The organism is Microcoleus sp. T2B6, assembly GCF_036700475.1.
In the GTDB taxonomy this organism is placed as follows: domain Bacteria; phylum Cyanobacteriota; class Cyanobacteriia; order Cyanobacteriales; family Microcoleaceae; genus Microcoleus.
The window spans coordinates 1-21,308 of sequence record NZ_JAUBOZ010000103.1 but is presented as its reverse complement, the minus strand read 5'-3'; the positions used below and the strand labels follow the sequence as shown (position 1 = coordinate 21,308).

The following is a 21,308-nucleotide window of genomic DNA, read 5'->3' as shown; positions in this document are numbered from 1 at the left end:
CCGTTGTGAGCGATCGTCCTCAAGAGATCAAATGGGTTCTATAATCTTGATTTTATCGTACTTTTAAATTAGGCTGGAAACACCAAAGATAAATCCAGGGACAATTCGGGAAAACCCGGAATTACAACAGTCTCATTTTGCAGAACAACTCGTTTGGATCGATAATTGAAATCACCTTGTCTTTTTTGATAAGGTTCGCTGTGCAGTTCCAGTTGATTATCAACCAAATTAAATATCCAATAATTAGAAATGCCAGCTTCCGCATAGAGAGATAACTTAGTTCTCTGGTCATACTTTAAAGTAGAATCAGAAACCTCAATTACCAACAAGATATCCGCAGGCTCCGGGTGAGAAGATAAATAATTATCAGAGCGATTGCGGGCGATAACAACATCAGGTTCTGGTTCGCTATCAGTAGTAAATAAAATAATCTGCTCTTGTACGCGCAAGCGAGCGCGTCTTGCCAATAAAATGACTAACTCCTCAAGTAAAAGACTGTTACAAACAGAGTGAAGCCTACCTTTAGCAACCATATTTATAATTTCTCCGCGAATCAATTCTACTCGGTCATCGGGACCGAAAAATCCCAGTTCTCCCAAACGGTGATATTCTTCGATAGAGAATCTTTTCGCAGTTACAACAGTCATCGCTTTTGTTACCTACAGGTGCTAAAAGTACGCAATTCCATCAAATTTATACCCCCAGACTGCTACCCAGCTTACACTATTTTATCCGATGATACATCAGGGGCGATCGCCCGACAGCACTTGAACAGCAGCAGACGCAGGTAATCGATCGTCAATCGATTTTAGATTTTAGATTTTAGATTAAAGAATTGACTTGCGCGAGATAAATGCGGGGGCTGGAGGATTTTAGATTTTAGATTTTGGATTGATTCCACGGATAAATGCGGGGGCTTGTACCACCTTTGAAATTCTTGGTCAGAATTTCCGCCCAAACCATTAACTTGAGGCATCAAAGTACCCATTTCCAATTGGCAAGATATTGGTCTAATTTGTCGATCGGCCCACACCAGTGAAACTTTTACCTTGGGGGCGGGCATAATTACCAGCCCACAAGAGTCTTAAGATTTTTCCCGATGTAAATCTTGATGTTTTTTGAGCTTACAAATACTGCTAACCGAACTTACGAGGGGATTTGATCCGACGATACATCCGGGGCGATCGCCAGATTTGCTTCACCCGAAAGCGCTTGAGCAGCAGATCCAGTAGTTAATCGATGATCGTAAGAGTGTGTTCCCAAACCCTTAACTTGGCGCATCAACGTGCCCATTTCCAAAGCACTCATCGCATAATTCCAGCCCAAATTGCTTTTAATTCCAGCCCTTTCCAAAGCTTGCTGCATCGTGTCAGTCGTCACCACCCCAAAAATCACCGGCACCCCTGTCTGAAAAGCAGCCGCAGCAATTCCCTTAGCAACCTCACCCGCCACAAAATCGAAATGAGGAGTTTGGCCCCGAATTACCGCACCCAGACAAATTACCGCATCGTAGCGGTGAGAAAGAGCAGCTTGGCGGGCCACCAAAGGAATCTCAAAACTTCCTGGAACCCAAAAAAAGTCCACCTGAGAGCCATGAGGATTAATATCAACCCCGTGGCGTTTCAAACAATCTTGACATCCCTCCAAAAGTTTGTTAACCACCAAATCGTTAAAACGACCGATGACAATCGCAAATCGCAAAGATTCGGTGTGAGTAAAAGTTCCCTCGAAAACAGTCATAGTGTTCTAGTTTAGATTTTAGGTTTTAGGTTTTAGAGTTTTGTTTGTGAGAAGGCAAAAGTCAGAAAGCAGCAGCATCTCATCTGAATCTCAAGTACAAAAACATACAGGGTCGCGCGGTGTGGAAAATTCCTAGCTTCTGCCGAATGCCTTTCAATCGCTGGTGAATGCCTTCATCCTTCTATCTTTTACCTTCTTTATTAGATAGAGTTGGGTGAAATTAAACGACTAAAAAGTTCAATACACCCACTGCAATAACCAGCAAAAACCAGAGACCCGATCCGACATAAATCAGGGATTTAGACTGATTCCAGTTTTGGGGAGAGGCATAAGCAACCGGGACGCCAACGACCATCACAAAAGACAGCAGTACCAGACCCAGTAAAACCACTTGAAACAGAATTGATAACATCTTTTCTCCTTTCGATATAACCGTGCGTTGACCAGAAATAGTTTCCCAGAACCGAAAAAAATCTTCCAAATTCTAGTTTTTGACAGTTTCCCGATAGTCGATCGAGAGATTGTCGGTTGATTGATAAGAAAGAACCCGTGCAAATTCGGGCGTTGCGCGAACAGGCGTCAGCGACTTTTGAGATTTTTATCAATTTTATCATTGTTGGCTACAGCACAGAAAACTGGATTCGATACAGGCTGAAGGTTAAGTTACAGTGCGATCGCCCGGTGTCAGAGCCCGAGAAATTGCTACTCTGTGAGTGAGAGATGCGGGATTTTCGGCTATGGACTTAGTTTTGTGCCACACAACAGCAGATTTTGACGCCTTGGGGGCGGCGGTGGGACTTTGCGTGCTGCGCCCCGGTAGCAGGATCGTATTGACGGGCGGGTGTCACCCGACAGTGCGGGATTTTTTGGCGCTACACCGCGACGAGTACCCACTGATTGAACGCCGATCGGTCAATCCGCAAAAAATTCGATCGATTACTATAGTTGATGCCTCCGGGCGCGATCGTTTGGGAAAAGCAGCCGAGTGGCTGGATTTGCCACACCTCAACGAAATTGCTGTTTTCGACCACCACCTAGAGGCGCATTCAGACATCCCCGCTACAGTTACGCAAATAGAAGCAGTCGGAGCCAGCACGACATTAATTGTCGAAAAGCTCAAAAATCAAGCCGAAAAGAGCGACACACCATTCCGCCTTCTGCCTTCGGAAGCAACAGTAATGGCCCTAGGCATCCACGTCGATACAGGTTCCCTAACCTTTGAGGGCGCAACTGCGCGAGATGCAATAGCTTTGGCGTGGTTGATGGAACAGGGAGCAAGTTTGGGGGTAATAGCTGAATATGTAGAACCCGCTTTGTCTCCTCAATTGCAAGATTTGCTGAGAGAAGCGCTCAAGAATTTGCGATCGGAAATTTTGCACGGTTACAGCGTAGCCTGGGTGCTGCTATCTACTGAAGCTTATGTTCCCGGACTTTCTTCACTGGCTTCTCGCTTGCTCGATTTAACTGAAACCGATGCTCTGCTGTTAGGCAATGTTTATAAATTTAGCGAAAACGACAACAACCGCAACATCGCTCCAGAATCGCCAGTTTCCAATCGATTAACTATTATCGGTCGATCGCGCATCGAAGGAACAAACCTCAGCGAATTGTTCAAACCCTTCGGCGGCGGAGGCCACGCCCGCGCCGCTTCCCTCGCTACCCGCGATGTTGACCCCCTGCTGACTTTAAATCAGTTAGCTGACGAACTCAAAACTCAAATTCCCCACCCTCCGACAGCGCGCGAATTAATGTCGTCTCCAGTGCGGAGCATTCGCCCGGAAACATCGGTGGGGGAAGCTCACCGTATCCTCCTACGTTACGGACATTCCGGGCTTTCGGTGGTCGATGCGGACGATCGACTCGCCGGCATTATCTCGCGCCGCGACATTGACATTGCCCTGCACCACGGTTTCAGTCACGCCCCGGTGAAGGGTTACATGACTTGGCAGTTAAAAACGATCGCCCCAGATACCTTGCTGCCGGAAATTGAATCTTTAATGGTGACATACGATATCGGCCGCTTGCCAGTATTGGAAAACGGTCAACTGGTAGGAATTGTGACTCGGACTGATGTGTTGCGGGAATTGCACCAGCAAAAAGCGCGAGACAGGGGAAGCAATACAGAATTGTCTTATTGTGCCGCGCCCGAATCGGTTGAGCAGTTGTTGCGATCGCGCATCAGTCCCGAATTATGGCAATTATTGTCGATCGCCGCCAATATTGCCCAAAACCGCGGCTGGCAACTTTATATTGTGGGTGGAGCAGTCCGGGATTTACTCTTAGCCACGGATGATACACTGGCGCTAACAGATATCGATTTGGTTGTGGATGGAAAGTGCGGTTCCGACGATTCCGGTGCTGGTGTCGAGTTAGCTTCATCGCTGCAAAAACTTTACCCCGAATCCCGTTTGGACGTTCACGGTCAATTTCAAACCGCCGCGCTTTTGTGGCACAAAGACTCTGCTTTCGGCTCGCTGTGGGTGGATATCGCTACGGCTCGCACTGAATTTTATCCTTATCCGGCTGCCAATCCTGAAGTTGAAGCGAGTTCAATTCGCCAAGATTTGTACCGGAGGGATTTTACAATTAATGCCCTGGCTGTGCGGTTGGGTGTTCCTCGCAGCGGCGAATTGTTAGATTTTTTTTGCGGTTTGCTCGACTTGGAAGCGAAGCAAATTCGAGTTTTGCACGCCAATAGTTTTATCGAAGATCCGACGCGAATTTATCGCGCTGTGCGGTTTGCTGTGCGGTTGGGATTTGAAATTGAGCCACAGACGGAAGGATACATCCGCAACGCTTTGGCCAGCGGGATTTATTACAGAATTCAGGGGGAAAACGGCCGAGCTCCGGCTTTGGAAACTCGGCTCAAAAGTGAATTGAAATACATTTTGCAAGCTCCTTACTGGAAAGTTGCTTTGCAAATGCTGGGAGATTTGCAGGCTTTGCGCTGCATTCATCCTAGTTTGGAGTTGGATCGGGAGTTGTGGCGACAACTGCGTTTGCTCGATCGGTGTTTGAATGGAAGAAGGAAGAAGGAAGGCACGACACGGATTTTGACACGGATACACGGATTAATGATTGAGGGTGAGTCACGAGTCAGAGGGAAGAAGGAAGAGGGAATAGGGAAGAAGGAAGAAAAAGAAAAAGCAACTATTTCCAATGCCCAATTCCCGATGCCCAATTCCCCATTCCCCATTATCAATATTCCCGATTGGCAGATGCGGCTGGAAGTTTTAATCGCTTATTTAGCACCGGAATATCGCGGCAAGGTGGCTGCAAATCTTCAGTTACCCGCTGACAGCATTAAGCGGTTGGAAGTTTTGGAAGCCGGAAAGAAGCAGTTAGCAGAGAATTTGCCTAAGTGCGAGTTGCCGAGTCAATTGGTGTTGCTGTTGAGAAATTATGAATTGCCGGTGTTAATTGCGATCGCCCTACAAAGTCCGCGAAGTGCACGCCGCCAAATCTGGGAATATCTCACCAAATGGGTGAATGTTGAGCCGCCTTTAAATGGCAACGATTTGAAGGCTTTGGGTTATAAGCCGGGGCCTGGGTTTAAACGAATGTTGGATGATTTGCTGGCGGCGAAGTTGGATGGCGATTTGGGCGATCGGGCTGCTGCTATATCTTTCTTAGCACAACGTTATCCTCAAGCTTAGTAAGGTGCGTCAGCAGCGCGTTATTTCTGATATAATAGATTAGCTAATTGCTGACGCCCTCTACTAAAATTTAAGTTTTAAATCCCAAACAGGCTAACCAGGCGATCGCACATTATTGATATTTCGAGAATTAAGGTGAATAAACATCACGCTCCTGCTTTAATCGCAATTGTCTTTTACCAAACATTTGTGGCTTCCCTCTTGACAGTAACTTCGATTGCTTTGCTTTTTGCATTAAAAAATCATCAATTTTTAGAACAATTTTCGCAATCTTATTTGTTAGAAAGCAAACTAAAAATTATTTAATTAATCTTAGACAAAGTTCTAATTCTCAAGCCTAAAAGCTTACTGCTTAGCGGACTTGTCGCAGCACTTTATGCAGTATTAACTGCTTTTGAGGCCGTTGGTTTGTGGTACGAAAAAGACTGGGCAACAATCTTAGTTTTAGTGCTGGTAAGCATCAGTATACCCCCTGAAATATATGAATTAGTTCACGGGGTCACGGTACTTAAGTTAGCGGTATTTATCACAAATGTAGCCATCTTATGGTATTTGCTCCACCATTTGCCGAAGCAGGGTAAAGGAGCTTAAAGTTTTGATTATTCAGAGGAAACTCACTTGATTTTATAAATGTCAGCATTTTCCATTTTAATTTCATAAAACGGCTGATAAGTCAAATAAAAACCTCAATCTTTACAAAAATTTTGTAATGGTAAAGATTTGATAAAGCTACGAGGGGTTATACCCCCTATGAGTTATAGTGGCATATATATAGATGCACCCTGATGGCTTTCCCGTTCCACAAGAGCGGGATTTTTATTGGAAAAATATTGTATTAAGTTTTAATACACCTGGTAGAGATAGAATTGGTGGAATATTCCAATAAAACGATCGCCAGATGCAAAAATAGCACAGAAGAAGCAAAAACGATAGTTAGGAGCGATCGAACATCCGCCCTAACTCTGCGAAATAACCCAAAGGCGGTAGCATAGTTTGGGAAACGGCATCAACTAAAGATGAACTTAGGGCCAGCAACAGCCTTCTAACAGGGCAAAGGCAGAATTAACGCGACTTTAGGCATAGGAGGGTGAGGGTTCGGCATCACTTACCATTGGTAACAAGTTAGAAAGGAGTAGATTTTGTCAATACCCCTTTGTGAATAAATATAATTGGTTAATAATGATAATCAAATAAGAGGTAAGGGTGGGAGAGTCCTGTGTAGGAGGACTCTTCCACGCAAGGGCGCGATTATCATTATTAATAAGTTGTGGGCTCGATTGGCGTGGCATTGCGATCGATAACAGTGGCGGGCGATCGATAACAGTGGCGGGCGATCATTTGTGACAAGTTAAGAAAAAGTGCAAATTGTCAAGGGGGTAGACCAAAACAAGTAAAATAGGATGAAACCTTTACCTGGCAAGCAGTTGAGCCATAATTGAACCAGTTATGATTTGCAAAAAACGAATCAACCGAGATCATGCAAAGAAAAAAAATAGTCCCCAAGTAGAAAATGAAGCGATCGCGAATCACTTGGAAGATTTATTAATTCCGGCAATGGCGGCCCAAAAAAGTTTTTATCGACAACTAAATTTAAGAGATAGAATTCTAACACTACCATTAATGATGGCAGCAATCCGCCAGTTTATTATGGCGATCCGTAGCAGGACTAACAGAATTAACCAGATTATTAAATAGAGAAGGATTTTTATGGTGTCAGCCACAAGAAATTAGCCAACAAGCATTATCACTCAGATTTTTAAGTTTTCCAGCAATTTTATTTGAAAAAGTATTTAAATAATTATTGCCTCATTTTCGCCCAAAATGGTTAACAAGAAAATCGAGACCATTACCAGATAGCGTACAATTTGCTTAAAAAACTTTGAAAATATCTGGATAGCTGACGGCTCAACATTAGAAGCCTTATTTCGTAAACTAGAAAGTTTATCAGATGTGCCAATTGGTCAATTAGCCGGAAAGATGGGAGTAATTATAGACCTAGTAACTCATCTTTACGAATAAATTTGGTTGGGTAAAATCCCAAACAAGCAGATACTAAGTGGGAGGAAAATTTACTAAAAACAGTTAAGCCGAAAACCTTACTATTATTGGATAGAGGCTTCTATCACTTCGCTTTTTTGTCAAAACTCATTTCTCAAAAAATTGGATTTATCACTCGAATCAAGAAAGGTGCATCTTATCAAATCGAGCGGCTATTAACCAATACTTAGGATGTCAAAGACCAGATAATTAAAATAGGTGCAGGAACAAAACAGACACCAGATTTGACTATAAGATTAGTACAGATTCGATCTAATACTTCCTGGCGTTCTTATCTGACAAGTGTCCGAGAACCTGAAATAGTGCCGCCTTATGTAGTAGCAGATTTATATCAAAGACGCTGGCGAATTGAAGACGCATTTTGGACAGTAAAAAGATGATTAAATCTCAGCTATTTAGGGACAGGTTCATTAATTAAACGGAATCAAGCTCCCAATCTGGGCTACTTGGCTATTTTATGCGGTTTTAGTAGATTTAGGAGATGCAGTTGCCGATGAATTAGGAGTACCAATTGAACGGGTTTCATTAGAAATGATTTATCGGGGAATGTATCATTTTTCGGTTGCCTATCAAAAAGGAATAGCCTCTAACCTAGTTAACTATTTTGCCGCCGATAAAAATCAAGATTTAGGGATTGTTAAGCTAGGCATGAAAACCTCATGTCAGGCTAATTATTTCTCCTTTCCCTGGAACTCAAAGAAGTCCCGAACAATTTTTTTTCAATAATAAAGGAACAAATGGAGTCATATTTTAATTGGGTCAACAGGTAAAATATGAGTAAAATCACTCATTGACAATAGTGCTTTTAGCTTAACTTGTGAGTAATGGTTGCACCCTCAGCTTCGCTGAAGTGTCGAAACCGGGTTTCTCGCGATCGCCCTCAACCGAAAATGGGGCAATTGCGTTAAGAAACCTGGTTTTTGTGTCGTAGACTATGTAATAACTACAGAGTAATGAAATCGCCAGAGGTGAGAATACCGGGGGTAATATTGTTAAGCTTCGCCAACAATTGATTGGTGTCCGTCACCGTAATCAAAGTTTGATTGTTGCTGGAAGTAATACTGAGTTGATTAAAACTCAAACCAGAATTCAACCCAATTAAATCCTCACCCCTGCGGAAATCATTAATGATGTCGCTACCCAAACTTTGATTTAGGAAAAACACATCATTTCCCGAACCTCCCGTCAAAGTATCGTCCCCAATATCCCCGGAAAGGAAATCGGAACCGCTGCCACCGCTGAGGATATCATCACCTTTGCCGCCGTACAGGGTATCGTTACCGATGTCGCCACAGATCACATCGTTTTCATTGCCACCCAACAGCAAGTCGTTGCCCTCACCGCCATCGAGACTGTCGTTTTCTTTGCCGCCGTACAGGGTATCGTTACCGATGTCGCCAAAAATCAGGTCTGTACCTTCATTGCCAAAGGCAATATCGTTACCATTTCCAGCATTAATTGTGTCATTTCCTAAGTTGCCTAAAATGTAGTCGTCTCCATCTTCACCCAGCAAGATATCGTCATCTTTACCGCCGAAAATGCTGTCGTTACCAACGCCGCCGGCAACTGTATCATTGGCGATATCTCCCCTCAACAAGTCGTCGCCCTCACCACCGACAACAGTGTCATTATCCTTGCCAGCGTAGATGGTATCGTTGCCAGCGCCGCCAGAGATGAAATCGCTGCCTTCATTGCCGAAGATTGAGTCGTTATCTGCGCCGCCGTCAATGTTGTCATTGCCGCCCATACCGTAGAGAGTATCGTTGCCGGCTTGTCCGTTAATTGACTCGTTGAGGACACCGCCCATGATGAAATCGGTAGTGTCGCCGCCGTTGATAGTTTGTTGGACGGGGTTGGGGGTGATGGTGGCAGGATCTAGTTGCGGAGGGTTGAGGCTATCGAGTAGGCAATCATCTAATACCGGAGTAGGAGTCGGAGTTGGTGTCGGTTCGGGTGTGGGAGTCGGCGCCGGAGTCGGTGTGGGATTTGGAGTCGGCGCGGGTGTGGGAGTGGGAGTCGGAGTTGGAGTCGGAGTGGGAGTGGGAGTCGGAGTGGGAGTGGGAGTGGGAGTCGGTGTGGGAGTGGGAGTCTCAGTTGGAGTGGGAGTCGGAGTTGGAGTCGGCGTGACTGGAGGGTTAAATTCATAAGCGCCAATATCAACGATCGCACTTCCGTTATTATCACCATCTTGAGGGCGACTCACACCGCGCTGATCCGCAGCCGGCGCGCCCGCACCAGTACCGGTATCAATTGCCGGACTTCCTGTTAGCAGCGGCAGCACGAAAGCGCCGTTAATATTTTCCAAAGGGCCGAGTAAGGGGTCTGCGATCTTCACATTTGCCGTAACATTATTGTCGTTAGGATCGCCCGTCGTGAGTTTATTAGGAAATTGCAGATTATTTCCCCCGTCGATTAATTCCCGCCCGGTTTGCTGCTTAATCTTAAAACGATTACCCGCCGTGTTGCTATCAAAAATAGAATTCTTGACAGTAATTGGCTGATTACCAAAATTAGCAATACCTCCCGAATATTCCCCAGCGGTATTTTTAGCAAAAGTTGAATTGACGATGTTAGTCGAAAAGGAATCTCTGTTATTGACAATCATTCCTCCACCATTCTTAGCAGCGTTGTTGCCGGAAAATGTACTGTTAACTACGCTGATGTTTCCATTTTCACCCAACCACAAGCCGCCGCCGCTATCATCGGCTGTGTTGTTGGCAAAGGTGCAGTTTGTCACTGTCAAATCGGCATTGCCGTGGCGGACGCCGCCGCCGGAGCCTCCCGACCCCGCTGCATTTTTGACAGCTTTGTTGTTAATAAAAGTGCTATTTTCCAACACCACTTTATCTTGCAAATAACCAAACAAAAAGGCTGCGCCTCCTTCTCCGGAGCTGATATTGCCATCAAAAACGCTGTTGCGGATGACAATACTTCCGGCAACAGGGCCAGGGGTTGCATTGGGGCCCGAAGCATTAGCGCCATCGACGAAAACTGCCCCGCCAACGCCTTGGTCTGTCACGTTGCCGGTGAATTTAGAGTTTTCGATCGTCATGCTGCCCAACAGGTTATTAACAGCTCCGCCGTTGCTGCCTTTGTTGTTGGTAAATTCGCTATCTCTGATAGTCAGAACACCACCGCTTTTAGTGGCGATCGCGCCGCCCCCCCGTTCGGTATTATTCGCTAGCGAACCATCATTGCCGCTAAACTTGCTGTTAATTACAGTCATGGTGCTGCGGAAACCCCTGTAAATGCCGCCACCAAAACCGGCAACATTATTATTGACTTGGCAATTTTCTAAAGTTAAAGTGCTGCTACCTCCCGTTTGAATGCCACCACCGGCGCTAGTTGCGTCATTATTCGGATCGGTTCCAGAAACTTTGCCGTTGGCAATAATCAGGTTTTTTAGAGTAACATTTGTTGCACCTTCTGTGCGGATTACCCGCGAAGTATTGTTGCCACTGATGGTTAAATTGGCTGCACCAAGTGCATCAATTGTCAAGTTTTTGTTGATGACAAGTTGGCCGCTCGAGAGAGTAATTGTTTGGCTGGCAAGAGTGGAGGCAAATTGAATGGTATCGTCGGCTGCTGCGGAGGCGATCGCATCTCTTAAGGAACCCGGCCCGCTATCATTATTGTTGGTAACGGTAATAGTCTTTAATGTCCCTTGATAATCCGCCATTGCCTCTGGAGTCAAGGCTAGCGGTGCTTCAATATCACCCTTGGCAAACTCCAAATTCCAGTTACCACCGCGGCCCGTGCGATCGCTAGATGCCGCAATATCAGCCCCGGTTAACTCGCCCAGGCGATCGACAAAATCGCTTCCCGAACCCGCCGCAACATCGCAACCATAAAGCACAATATCTGCTTGGTCGCTTAGCGCATTTCGCCACCCTTGCAACTGGCTTTCATATTGTGATAAATTATCCGAAGTCAGCGTTGCAGAACCTAGCTGCAAGCTGCCCGAATTGCCGTGAGAAAAAACGTGAACTTGGTCTACAGTTTCCCCCGCAGCAGAAATTGTTTGCAGTTTCGCAGTAATTTGCTCGACTCCGTTACCATTTTTATCTAAAATGATGATCTCTGCACCGGGAAGCACGCCACCCGCAAGAGTTTGATAGTCATCTAAGTCGGGATCAATGAAGACAATAGATTTAGAACCAGCATTGAGGAGAACAGATTGTGAATCGATGTTAGTGGCAAAAGTTGAACTCATTTCGCATACCCATGAGAATGTTTACTATTTGCTGGTAGATTCACCTTGAAAGCAGAAGGCTAGAGATGCAGAAGGCAGTAGGCAGGATTAAAACCTCGGTGATAGATAGGGGAGATTAAAATTTAGGCAAAAACTTGAATTTTATCCCTAAGTGAAATCCGAGACTTGTCTCCCTAATCAGCTTAAGCTGTGTGAAAATTGCGATTTTTTTAGCAATTAACAGCCGAAAATGTAATGTAAATAGTCCGGCACGGGGAACCTCTCTAGGTAGATTTGCCATGCACACCCTTAGCGAGATAAGTAGTGCATCAAACCATTTGAAAGCCTAAGTCAGGTAAAATTCATAAAAAATTTTCTGGGGTTCCGAATTCCTGAGAATCTCTCTAGCTATTACCTGATACATTCACATTAGGGAAAACCAGGAAAATTCCCCCTAAAAAAATGATTAATTTAACTTTTTTTATAGCTGGCAAAAAGTTCCCCAAAATCTGAAAGTTAGTGGTTGAGAAAGCTGGATTTATTCGGGCAATCCTGAGCTGGCTAGCCAGCTCATGATTGCAATAGACGGATGTGCCTCATTCTAGGTGTGGGCGATCGGGAGCATCTCATATTTGTAAAAATACTTCTTCTGGCTCCTTCCTTCTTCGGGCTCCTTCCTTCTTCCTCTTTCCTTCTTCCTCTTTCCTTCTGCCTCCTGCCTCCTGCCTCCTGCCTCAAAACTCCAATTTCTAGCGGAGGGCTGCAAAGGTGAGATGCTCCCGGGCGATCGGCAATAAACAAGATTTATTACCCATCGCTGGCTGTTGAAAAGAATCAGATCGATCGCTCCTCTGCGTTGGCGTAGCCGCCGTAGGGGGGCAGGGCGGTTTCATTCTCAAGAAAACGATGATTTTGACTCTTGTAGTGCTAAGAGTGCCTACCCTCCCCATCCACGATTTGCTCATGTTTCAGAGATTGGGGCAGCCACGGGGGGCTGCCCCTACAAGAGAATGAAACAGCCCTGCGTAGGGGCGGGCGGCTTATGGCCCACGCTAGCCCAGGCCGTTAGATTGTTACCTGAGTGAAATCGCTAGCGGTAAGAATACCGGGGGTAATATTGTTAAGCTTCGCCAACAATTGATTGGTGTCCGTCACCGTAATCAAAGTTTGATTGTTGCTGGAAGTAATACTGAGTTGATTGAAACTCAAACCAGGATTCAACCCTATTAAATCCTCTCCCTTGCGGAAATCATTAATGATGTCGCTACCCAAACTTTGATTTAGGAAAAACACATCATTTCCCGAACCTCCCGTCAAAGTATCGTCCCCAACATCCCCGGAAAGGAAATCGGAACCAGCACCGCCGCTGAGGATATCATTACCCTTACCGCCGTAAAGCGTATCGTTATCGGTGTCACCGAAGAGCACATCGTTTTCATTGCCGCCGAACAGCAAGTCGTTGCCCTCACCGCCATCGAGACTGTCGTTTTCTTTGCCTCCGTAAAGCGTGTCATTTCCCAATAAGCCAAAAATCAGGTCTGCACCTTCATTGCCAAAGGCAATATCGTTGCCGTTTCCAGCATTAATTGTGTCATTTCCTAAGTTGCCTAAAATGTAGTCGTCTCCATCTTCACCGAGTAAGATATCGTCATCTTTGCCGCCAAAAAGCGTGTCGTTGCCACCGCCGCCGGCAACAGTATCATTGGCGAGATCTCCCCTTAAAAAGTCGTCGCCATCTCCGCCAACCACAGTGTCATTATCTTTGCCGCCGTACATGGTGTCGTTGCCAGCGCCGCCAGAGATGAAATCGCTGCCTTCATTGCCGAAGATTGAGTCGTTATCTGCACCGCCGTCAATGTTGTCATTGCCGCCCATGCCGTAGAGAGTATCGTTGCCGACAAGTCCGTTAATTGAGTCGTTGATGCCGCCGCCCATGATGAAATCGGAACCTTCACCGCCGTTGAGAGTTTGTTGGACGGGGTTGGGGGTGATGGTGGCAGGATCTAGTTGGGGGGGGTTGAGGTCATCAAGCAGGGAACCATCCGAAGCCGGAGTAGGAGTCGGCGCGGGCGTCGGAGTTGGCGCCGGAGTCGGTGTGGGAGTAGGAGTTGGCGCGGGCGTCGGAGTCGGCGCCGGAGTCGGTGTGGGAGTAGGAGTCGGCGCGGGCGTCGGAGTTGGCGCCGGAGTCGGTGTGGGAGTGGGAGTTGGCGCGGGCGTCGGAGTCGGCGTAGGAGTCGGCACTGGGATGACACTACCTCCCAATTCAAAAGATCCGCTGTCCACGATCGCACCTGGAATGCTGTCGCCATCTTGAGGGCGAGTCACGCCGCGCTGATCCGTAGCGGGTGCGCCGGTGGCAATCCCTTTATCAATTGCCGGACTTCCTATCAGCAACGGCCTGACTAAAGCGCCGTTGAGGTTTTGCAAAGGGCCAAGTAAGGGATCTGCGATCGTCACACTTGCCGTCGCATTGACATCACTTCCGTCATTGGGGTTTTTGGCCGGCCACTGAAAATTCCCTCCTTGATCGCTATATTGGGCGGTGACGTGTTGCTGAATGCCCCAAGGGTTTCCTCCGTTAGCCGCTGTATTGTTGGAAAGAATCGTGTTTTTGAGGGTGACATTATTGGCAGCGGCGAAGATACCTCCACCAACCCAGCCTGCAGAATTATCGGCGATCGTCGTGTTGAGAATGGTTGTGGGTGCACCAAGAGTCATTGCACCGCCGAGTTTGTTGAAATCACCAGCAGCAAACGCCGTGGAGTTGCCAGAAAACGTACTGTTAGTAATCGTAGTAGGGGCATTTCGCATCCACAGCCCGCCACCTTGATTATTGGCTTTGTTGCCCGCAAAGGTGGTGTTGGTAATGGTCAATCCCTGGTTGGTGCTGTCGCTCAAAATCGTTACCCCACCACCGTTTCCACCATTTCCACCGTTGGGTAGCGCCAGAATTTCGTTATTTTGGAAGGTGCTCTTTTCCAAAATAACCTTGTCTTGGCTGCCGGTGAACAGATAAGCTGCGCCTCCTTCACCTCGACCTTTATTGTCTTGAAATACGCTATTGGTAATCTTAATTGTGCCGGAAGCTTCGCTCGGATTGCTGGCTCGATCGGTATAAAGTGCGCCGCCGAAACCTCTTAAGAAAGAATTGGGCTGCCCTGTGGCGAAAGTGGCTGCTGTGGTGTCGTTGCCGATGAATCGGGAGTTGTCAATTGTCAGCTTACCTTGAAGGCTGTTAATTGCCCCGCCGTTAATTCCTTTGTTGTTGGTGAAGTCGCTGTTGGTGACTGTAATAGTTTTGAAACTCAAAAAGCCGATCGCACCTGCACCGCGTTCATCGTTAGCGGAGGTGGCTACGTTGCCGTTGAATTTACTGTTGGTAACAGTCAGGGTATTGTTGAAATTACCGAAAATTGCGCCACCGCCTTTATCGGCGACGTTGTTGTTGAACTGAACGTTTTCTACTGTGAGGTTTACTTCGTCGGTTGTGCCGATCGCGCCACCTCGATCCGTAGTTTTGCCGTTAGTAATAATGAGGTTTTTGACAGCAAAAGTCGTAGCAGTCACAACGTTGGCGTTGACAAAAAAGGCGCGGGATGCGTTGTTGCCACTGATAGTTAAACCCGCTGCTGCGGCGCCGTCAATGGTGATGTTTTTGCCAACGGGAATATCGAGTTGACCGCTGGTGAGAGTAATGGTTTGGCTGGCTAAACCTGGGGCGAAGGTAATTATATCGCCGGCAACAGCCGTGGCGATCGCAGCCCTTAATGAACCCGGCCCGCTATCGCTATTGTTGGCTACTACGATCGTAGCTAAATCCCCTTGGTAACTTGCCATCGCCTCTGGCTGCAAGGCTAAGGGAGATTCAATTTGACCCTTAGCAAATTCTAAATTCCAGTCGCCGCTACGGCCGGTTATGTTGGTGGATGCCGCAACGTCAGCCCCGGTTAATTGACTGAATCGATCGACGAAATTAGCACCTGTACCGCTTGCTACATCGCAGCCGTACAGCATGAAGTCTGCTTCTGGGGCTAGTGAAGTTTGCCACTTTTCCAACTGGCTTTTGTATTGCTCTATGTTATCTGAACCCATAGAGGTATTGCCTAATTGTAGGCTGCCAGAACTGCCGTGAGAAATAATGTGAACCGAGTCTATCGCCCCGTTAGTAGAGGCGTATTTTTCCATCTCGGAGGTGATTTGTTCGATGCCGTTTTTGGTGCTATCGAGTATTACTACCTGCTGTCCCGGCAGCACTCCCGCTGCAATTGACTCGTAATCTTTCACGCCGGAGTCAATGAAGACTAAGGAGCGCACTGGCCGTTTTTCAAAAGCAGATTGTGAGTTAACTTGAGCGAACGTAGAACTCATATTGGAGACTCCATTTAGGGCATTATTAGTAGATACACCCCGGAGTTATCTCATCAGGCTTATTTGATTTTATCTTAACACCAAATTGAGAGATGGTGCATTTTTTAAAATATTTTTATTGATTTATTTTGAGCCACCTTTACCTGTGTTCTCTTGACCATGATGGAAATTATGACCTCTACCAATGGGAAGATATTACAACATTTGTCTGGCATATTTAAATCAATCAATCTAGGCTGTACCATCAAATTTTTGCGACATTATTTGGCTAACAGTAGCCTGATTTCAGGTACTCGGAAATGGTGGAGGTAATTTCCCCCAGGATAACTCCTCTTATACCAATTTAATGTGAAGTTGCACATATCTCGATCCCCCTAAATCCCCCTTAAGAAGGAAGACTTTGAGAAGAATCTTGTCCCACCCCCTACTCCCCTCCGGCGGGGGGTTAGGGGGGATCAGATTCTACGGGGCCTCATAAAAAATTGGTATTAATTATATTGAGTAGTTTTTATGTGAGTGTGAGATTTTACGTAGAGGCACAAGGCACTACAGTTTACCTAGCTGTATTTCATCCAAGGTAAAACTGAATTATGTAGATTGTGAACAATTCTATATGCTTTGAATTTGCTAGGCTTGCGGGGGAGCATCTCATATTTGTAAAAATACTTCTTCTGGCTCCTTCCTTCTTCCTCTTTCCTTCTGCCTCCTGCCTCCTGCCTCCTGCCTCAAAACTCCAATTTCTAGCGGAGGGCTGCTTTCATTGAGATGCTCCCGGTTTGCGGTACACCCAAATACTGATTACCAGGACGTTTTGTCGCATTTACTAACAGTCAAAACGGTCTAATATTAACTGGAACCCATCGCTGGGAATCAATTGGCTTATGGGGTGCTACCGACACTGTGAGGACTGCCATCCTCACTGCAAACGTGATTCAAATTATTCAGCGGGAGTTGATATGATTGCTGATTTAGTCAGCTCAAATCGTTGATTGCGATCGCGCCTGCCTCCCTAATTACAATTGTATTCGGGTTCAGTCGCCCTCGGTACGTTCCATACCCTGCATTAAATTACTCTCCTTAATTAGCAAACAGTCGATCGCGCCCACCGCCGTTGCTGAGTGTATCACTATCTCGATCGGCATAACACCCACCAACTCCCCTGTTTTTACTCAGGGAACTGTGCGATTTTGGCAATTGACTTTTGTATGGTTCCAGGTAATCTGAACTGAGGATAACAAAGCCTAATTGCAGTTGGTTCGAGCTGCCCTCAGAAGTTGTGCGAACTTTGTCAATCTCTCTAAGGATAGAGGCAGATTTTTGAAGTGCCGAGGTAATTTTCTCGATGCAGTCAGATTCCCCAGCCAAAATTCTGGAAACAAAATATCCACCTTGAGTGATGCTGGAGTCCTTGAATACAAAGCTTTTGGATGGGGAATTTGCGTATTCCAAGGCGGGAGTCGTTTCCCTTAAAGAAGTCAACATATTCCGTCCTCCAAAAGTGTGTTTAGCGGTAGATACAGCCTTGGAGTCAGAGCTTCTGAAACTGCCAGCGACCTTATTTATTTCGCTCATTCTTATTTCACCTATCTATCAGTTTCCCCTATTTCTGCTGCACTGCCATCCGCGATCGCACGGAATTTATATTCTGCGTGTTTTCCCTTACTTCCGGCAAACGCGCCATTACCGATCGATCCGGTATCCTGTCCGTGATACCACTTTCAAAAAAGAATGCAACTGTAATATCATGTCCGAGCGATTAACCATAATATCCCGGTCGGGGCGGGTTTTTGAGATTGTCAATTATTGGCAGGTATTGTTCGTGAACCCGCCCCTACAACAATCGCGGTCGCACACCGGACATGATATAAGCCCGTGCTTCAAACCTCGATAGTCTTCAGTCATTCGGCCATCTAAAATCTAAAATTTAAAAGGGTATGACACTTAGTAGATTGGCCTCGCAACTGCAGCGCTCAAGATTCTGTGGAAGATGGCGGTTTTTTCCCTGCATTGCGAATATTAATAATCTTGTTGAGCGCCTCAAACCAAAAACCAGCCCCCATAGAAATAGCTACACCGCTCAATATCCAACCAAACAATTTTTCCATCACAGCCGGCCACAATAAATTCCCCTGCTTATCTCGTTTTAACCTATTCTGTTCGCTCCATCCCAAAGGCAGAGGTACATTATTATCCAAAGCTCGACCGACATCTTCTTGAACTTTTTTCAGACTGGTTAAATTATTTGATTTAGTCCTAGCATTGTTGACCACCACCTGCTCAGCGTACAAATTAACAGTCGATCGCAACATCGAATCCTTCGACAACCGATTAATAATATGAATGGTATCAGCATTAGCAGCGACAGCGATCGCAGTTCCGAGCAAAATCGCCACCCCTCTAGCATTCCGCTTGTAAACGCCAGAAGCACGCTCCATCGATTGGTCAAACCAAATTTCAATTTCTTTCTGAAACCGCTGCAACTGCTCTTGAGTATCTCCGCCGCCTTTTTCAGCGCGCTGCGCTAAAATATAAAGGCTGCGTTTCAAAGATTCTGGCATACTGTCCAAGGTTTCTTGAATTTGTTGATAAATCGGACTCTCCTCTTTGAGTTCCATAATTTCTGCTGCCGACTCTTGACTTTTTTTAACAGTATTTAACAGATTGCTGAAACTAGGTTGTAGTTGCCCCAGCAGCGCCACCCGCTCAGTTTTGCTGTCAAAACGAGCCTTCACAAATGCCATCTGCCTCTGAAACTCTCTCCCTCCCAGCTCGGTTTCTAGTAGATAAACCTGAGAATCCTTAATATAAAATCCTAGCTTTTCCGACATCCGATCTAAGCTGTTGTTCAAACTTGCTAAATTGTTTTGATAATCTTCAACAACTCGATTGAACTCCGCACTCAGCCACCTGAATTCTTGCTTAATAATCGGTTTGGTAGCATCCGGCAAACTCAGATTTTCTCCAATCTGTTGAATTTGTGCTAATTGTAAATCTTTAAATCTTTCCAATCTGGTTTTAGAGATAGAGCTAAGCAAACTAGAAACCTTTAAAGTCTCCAAAAGGCTAGCCGAAAAACACTCGGCTGGAATATAAGAAGGCCCACTGGATTTATTGCCGAATACATTTTTAGTACCCGTAACTCCGTGGTAAAAATCCCCCATGCGGTGCGTAACAGAGCGGAATCCCTCTGATAACAGCCCTTTCGCTCCCTGATTCAAATCTTTGATAATCGGATTGGCGTAAATCGAATGGGCTAACTGTCCGACTCGCTTAAATTGCAGGGGATCTTTCGCACCTTCGCTGCCACCAGAAATCAGCACTTCGATCGACTTCTTTAAATGTTCCGCCCGCCACTGCCAAACAGTAGCAATCAGTTCCTGAATTTCCGAAGCTAGCAAGCTTAAAGTGAGGTAGATAAATACTAAGCCAATGATAATATCTATAATTACAGGCAAGTTCATGGTATTTTCCTAGTTGCAAATAACTGCTGTCTAAGTTTACCTTCAGTTTGGGACGCTCAAAACTCTCTTAACTTATGTCAGAAATCTTTCCATTCCTAAGCCGCAAACCGAAAAATCGCTGGAATGACAGCTTTACAGACAAAGTGTGGATGCTGGCTTTTCTGTTGGCTGCTGTGCTGATTTTCGGGCTGAATCTGGGCGGCGTGGCTTTGCGGGATTGGGATGAAGGCATTGCAGCGCAGGTAAGTCGCGAAATTTGGCGCGGCAACTTAAATTGGCTGTATCCGACGATCGACTCTATGCCCTATTTCAACAAACCACCGCTGGTACACTGGCTAATCGGGCTGTGTTTTGCTGTCGGCGGTGTCAGCGAATTGACGGCGAGGTTGGTACCGGCGATGCTGACGGCGGCTTCAGTGCCCTTGCTTTACGCCATTGGCAGGGAGTTGTTTCCTCTGCGTTCGAGATCCATTTTTTCTGCCCTCGTGTATCTGACGCTGTTACCGGTGGTGCGGCATGGACGTTTGGCGATGTTGGATGGGGCGGTTTTGTGTTTTTTGCTGGCGGCGATGTGGTGTTTGCTTCGATCGCGCCGCGACTTGCGCTACGCTTTGGGCGCGGGGATTGGGTTCGGACTCATTTGCCTGACTAAGGGCGTGATGTTGGGGCTGCTGCTGGCTGGGATGGGCTGTATTTTTTTGGTTTGGGATACCCCGCGACTCCTCACTTCTGGGTATCTTTGGGGCGGATTGGCGATCGGAACATTGCCAGTAGCTGCTTGGTATTTTGCCCAATGGCTGCACTACGGCCAATATTTCATCCACACTAATTTAATTAACGAATCTTTCCGGCGAATTTCGGAACCTGTAAGCAGTCACAGAGGCCCGCCTTGGTATTATCTTTTAGAAATTTTTAAATTAGCTTGGCCGTGGCAGTTATTTTGGCTACAAGGGCTGCGTCTGAGTTGGGAAAATCGCAGTTTTGCCGGGCCAAAATTAGTATTGGTTTGGACTGGAGTATATCTGCTGGCTATTTCTGTGATGACTACTAAATTGCCGTGGTATGTTTTGCCAATTTATCCAGCTTTTGCTCTTGCCGTTGGCAGTTATCTCGCTGAAGTTTGGGAGCAACTGTGGCTGCCGCCAGAGCCGATCAAACACGAAGCAGAAGAACGTTTTGATGCTATTTCTTTGTTGCCTCATCCCGCGATTTTGGCAGTGCTGGCTGTAGTTGGTTTTGTCGGCTGCATTTACTTCAGTGGCTGGGTACGGATCGGGGGACAAATTGCGCCTCCAGAGCGAGATTTGCAGTTAATGCTGATGTTTGTAGCTTTGACAATGACAATGGCGGCAGTGCTGCTGCACCGCAAAGACCGGCAGTTTATATTAGTTTTAATTTGGGGAACTTACCTGACGCTGTTGGTATTGGTGGCTTCTGATAACTGGGTTTGGGAACTGGCCGAGGATTATCCGGTTAAGCCGATCGCCGAAATTGTCCGCACAGGAACTCCCGCCGGTCAACAAGTGTTTACTTCTCACCGCTTGGGCCGTCCATCGCTGAATTTTTATAGTCAACGCCAAGTGATTGTCGCCGACGCACCTACGCTCAAACAGAAATGGCAAACTCTTCCTCAACCTTATTTTCTGTTAGAAAAACCCGTTTTAAAACATTTAGGTTTGCAGAATGCTGAGGTTGTCAAAACAGCGGACGATTGGGTTTTGGTAACTAGAAAATAAGCGTGTTTCCCCAAATTACCGTAGATACTGTCTTGACCTGTCAAGGGGTAGCAGTCAAATAATTGGGGTCGAAAGGCTTTTGGGATTTTAAAATCCC

General features: G+C 46.2%; 14 protein-coding genes and 1 pseudogene. 6 read left to right on the top strand and 9 right to left on the bottom strand.

What is annotated here, in order from left to right:
* Positions 1-68: 68 nt before the first annotated feature.
* From QUA00_RS29875 to psbZ, 4 genes are all read right to left on the bottom strand, one after another.
* Positions 69-647, bottom strand: coding sequence for a Uma2 family endonuclease (locus tag QUA00_RS29875; protein ID WP_333412118.1), 579 nt, complete (start codon positions 645-647; stop codon positions 69-71).
* Positions 648-808: 161 nt separating this feature from the next.
* Positions 809-1,063: a hypothetical protein gene (locus QUA00_RS29870; protein WP_333412117.1), complete on the bottom strand. Its 255-nt coding sequence runs from the start codon at positions 1,061-1,063 to the stop codon at positions 809-811.
* An 83-nt stretch (positions 1,064-1,146) separates the two neighbouring features.
* Positions 1,147-1,740, bottom strand: a complete 594-nt coding sequence (gene ribH, locus QUA00_RS29865; RefSeq protein WP_333104019.1) for a 6,7-dimethyl-8-ribityllumazine synthase — start codon at positions 1,738-1,740, stop codon at positions 1,147-1,149.
* A gap of 220 nt (positions 1,741-1,960) precedes the next feature.
* The gene (psbZ, locus tag QUA00_RS29860) at positions 1,961-2,152 is read right to left on the bottom strand and encodes a photosystem II reaction center protein PsbZ (RefSeq protein ID WP_190735314.1); all 192 of its coding nucleotides are present in this window, start codon (positions 2,150-2,152) and stop codon (positions 1,961-1,963) included.
* A gap of 116 nt (positions 2,153-2,268) precedes the next feature.
* Between psbZ and QUA00_RS29855 the strand changes: the two genes are divergently transcribed.
* From QUA00_RS29855 to QUA00_RS29835, 5 genes and pseudogenes are all read left to right on the top strand, one after another.
* Entirely contained in the window at positions 2,269-2,457 is a 189-nt protein-coding gene (locus QUA00_RS29855; protein WP_333145526.1) for a hypothetical protein, read from the top strand.
* Positions 2,458-2,477: 20 nt separating this feature from the next.
* A complete protein-coding gene (locus QUA00_RS29850; protein WP_333412116.1) occupies positions 2,478-5,396 on the top strand; it encodes a CBS domain-containing protein in 2,919 nt (972 codons plus the stop codon).
* Between the two features lie 135 nt (positions 5,397-5,531).
* Entirely contained in the window at positions 5,532-5,702 is a 171-nt protein-coding gene (locus QUA00_RS29845) for a hypothetical protein (RefSeq protein WP_333412115.1), read from the top strand.
* A 3-nt stretch (positions 5,703-5,705) separates the two neighbouring features.
* The gene (locus tag QUA00_RS29840; RefSeq protein WP_333145561.1) at positions 5,706-5,987 is read left to right on the top strand and encodes a DUF2127 domain-containing protein; all 282 of its coding nucleotides are present in this window, start codon (positions 5,706-5,708) and stop codon (positions 5,985-5,987) included.
* 855 nt (positions 5,988-6,842) lie between these two features.
* Positions 6,843-8,208: pseudogene (locus QUA00_RS29835) on the top strand (IS4 family transposase).
* Positions 8,209-8,397: 189 nt separating this feature from the next.
* On the opposite strand, the gene QUA00_RS29830 reads toward QUA00_RS29835, so the two are convergent.
* The 5 genes from QUA00_RS29830 to QUA00_RS29810 all read right to left on the bottom strand — a co-directional run bounded on the left by QUA00_RS29830 (position 8,398) and on the right by QUA00_RS29810 (position 19,475).
* Positions 8,398-11,667: a DUF4347 domain-containing protein gene (locus QUA00_RS29830; protein ID WP_333412114.1), complete on the bottom strand. Its 3,270-nt coding sequence runs from the start codon at positions 11,665-11,667 to the stop codon at positions 8,398-8,400.
* Between the two features lie 580 nt (positions 11,668-12,247).
* Positions 12,248-12,412: a hypothetical protein gene (locus tag QUA00_RS29825; protein WP_333104023.1), complete on the bottom strand. Its 165-nt coding sequence runs from the start codon at positions 12,410-12,412 to the stop codon at positions 12,248-12,250.
* Between the two features lie 299 nt (positions 12,413-12,711).
* Positions 12,712-16,014: a DUF4347 domain-containing protein gene (locus tag QUA00_RS29820; RefSeq protein WP_333412113.1), complete on the bottom strand. Its 3,303-nt coding sequence runs from the start codon at positions 16,012-16,014 to the stop codon at positions 12,712-12,714.
* Between the two features lie 1,077 nt (positions 16,015-17,091).
* Complete coding sequence (locus tag QUA00_RS29815) at positions 17,092-17,496, bottom strand: DUF4347 domain-containing protein (RefSeq protein WP_333412112.1); 405 nt, start codon at positions 17,494-17,496, stop codon at positions 17,092-17,094.
* 488 nt (positions 17,497-17,984) lie between these two features.
* The gene (locus tag QUA00_RS29810; protein WP_333412111.1) at positions 17,985-19,475 is read right to left on the bottom strand and encodes a hypothetical protein; all 1,491 of its coding nucleotides are present in this window, start codon (positions 19,473-19,475) and stop codon (positions 17,985-17,987) included.
* Positions 19,476-19,549: 74 nt separating this feature from the next.
* On the opposite strand from QUA00_RS29810, the gene QUA00_RS29805 reads away from it, so the two are divergent.
* The gene (locus tag QUA00_RS29805; protein ID WP_333412110.1) at positions 19,550-21,211 is read left to right on the top strand and encodes a glycosyltransferase family 39 protein; all 1,662 of its coding nucleotides are present in this window, start codon (positions 19,550-19,552) and stop codon (positions 21,209-21,211) included.
* Positions 21,212-21,308 lie beyond the last annotated feature (97 nt).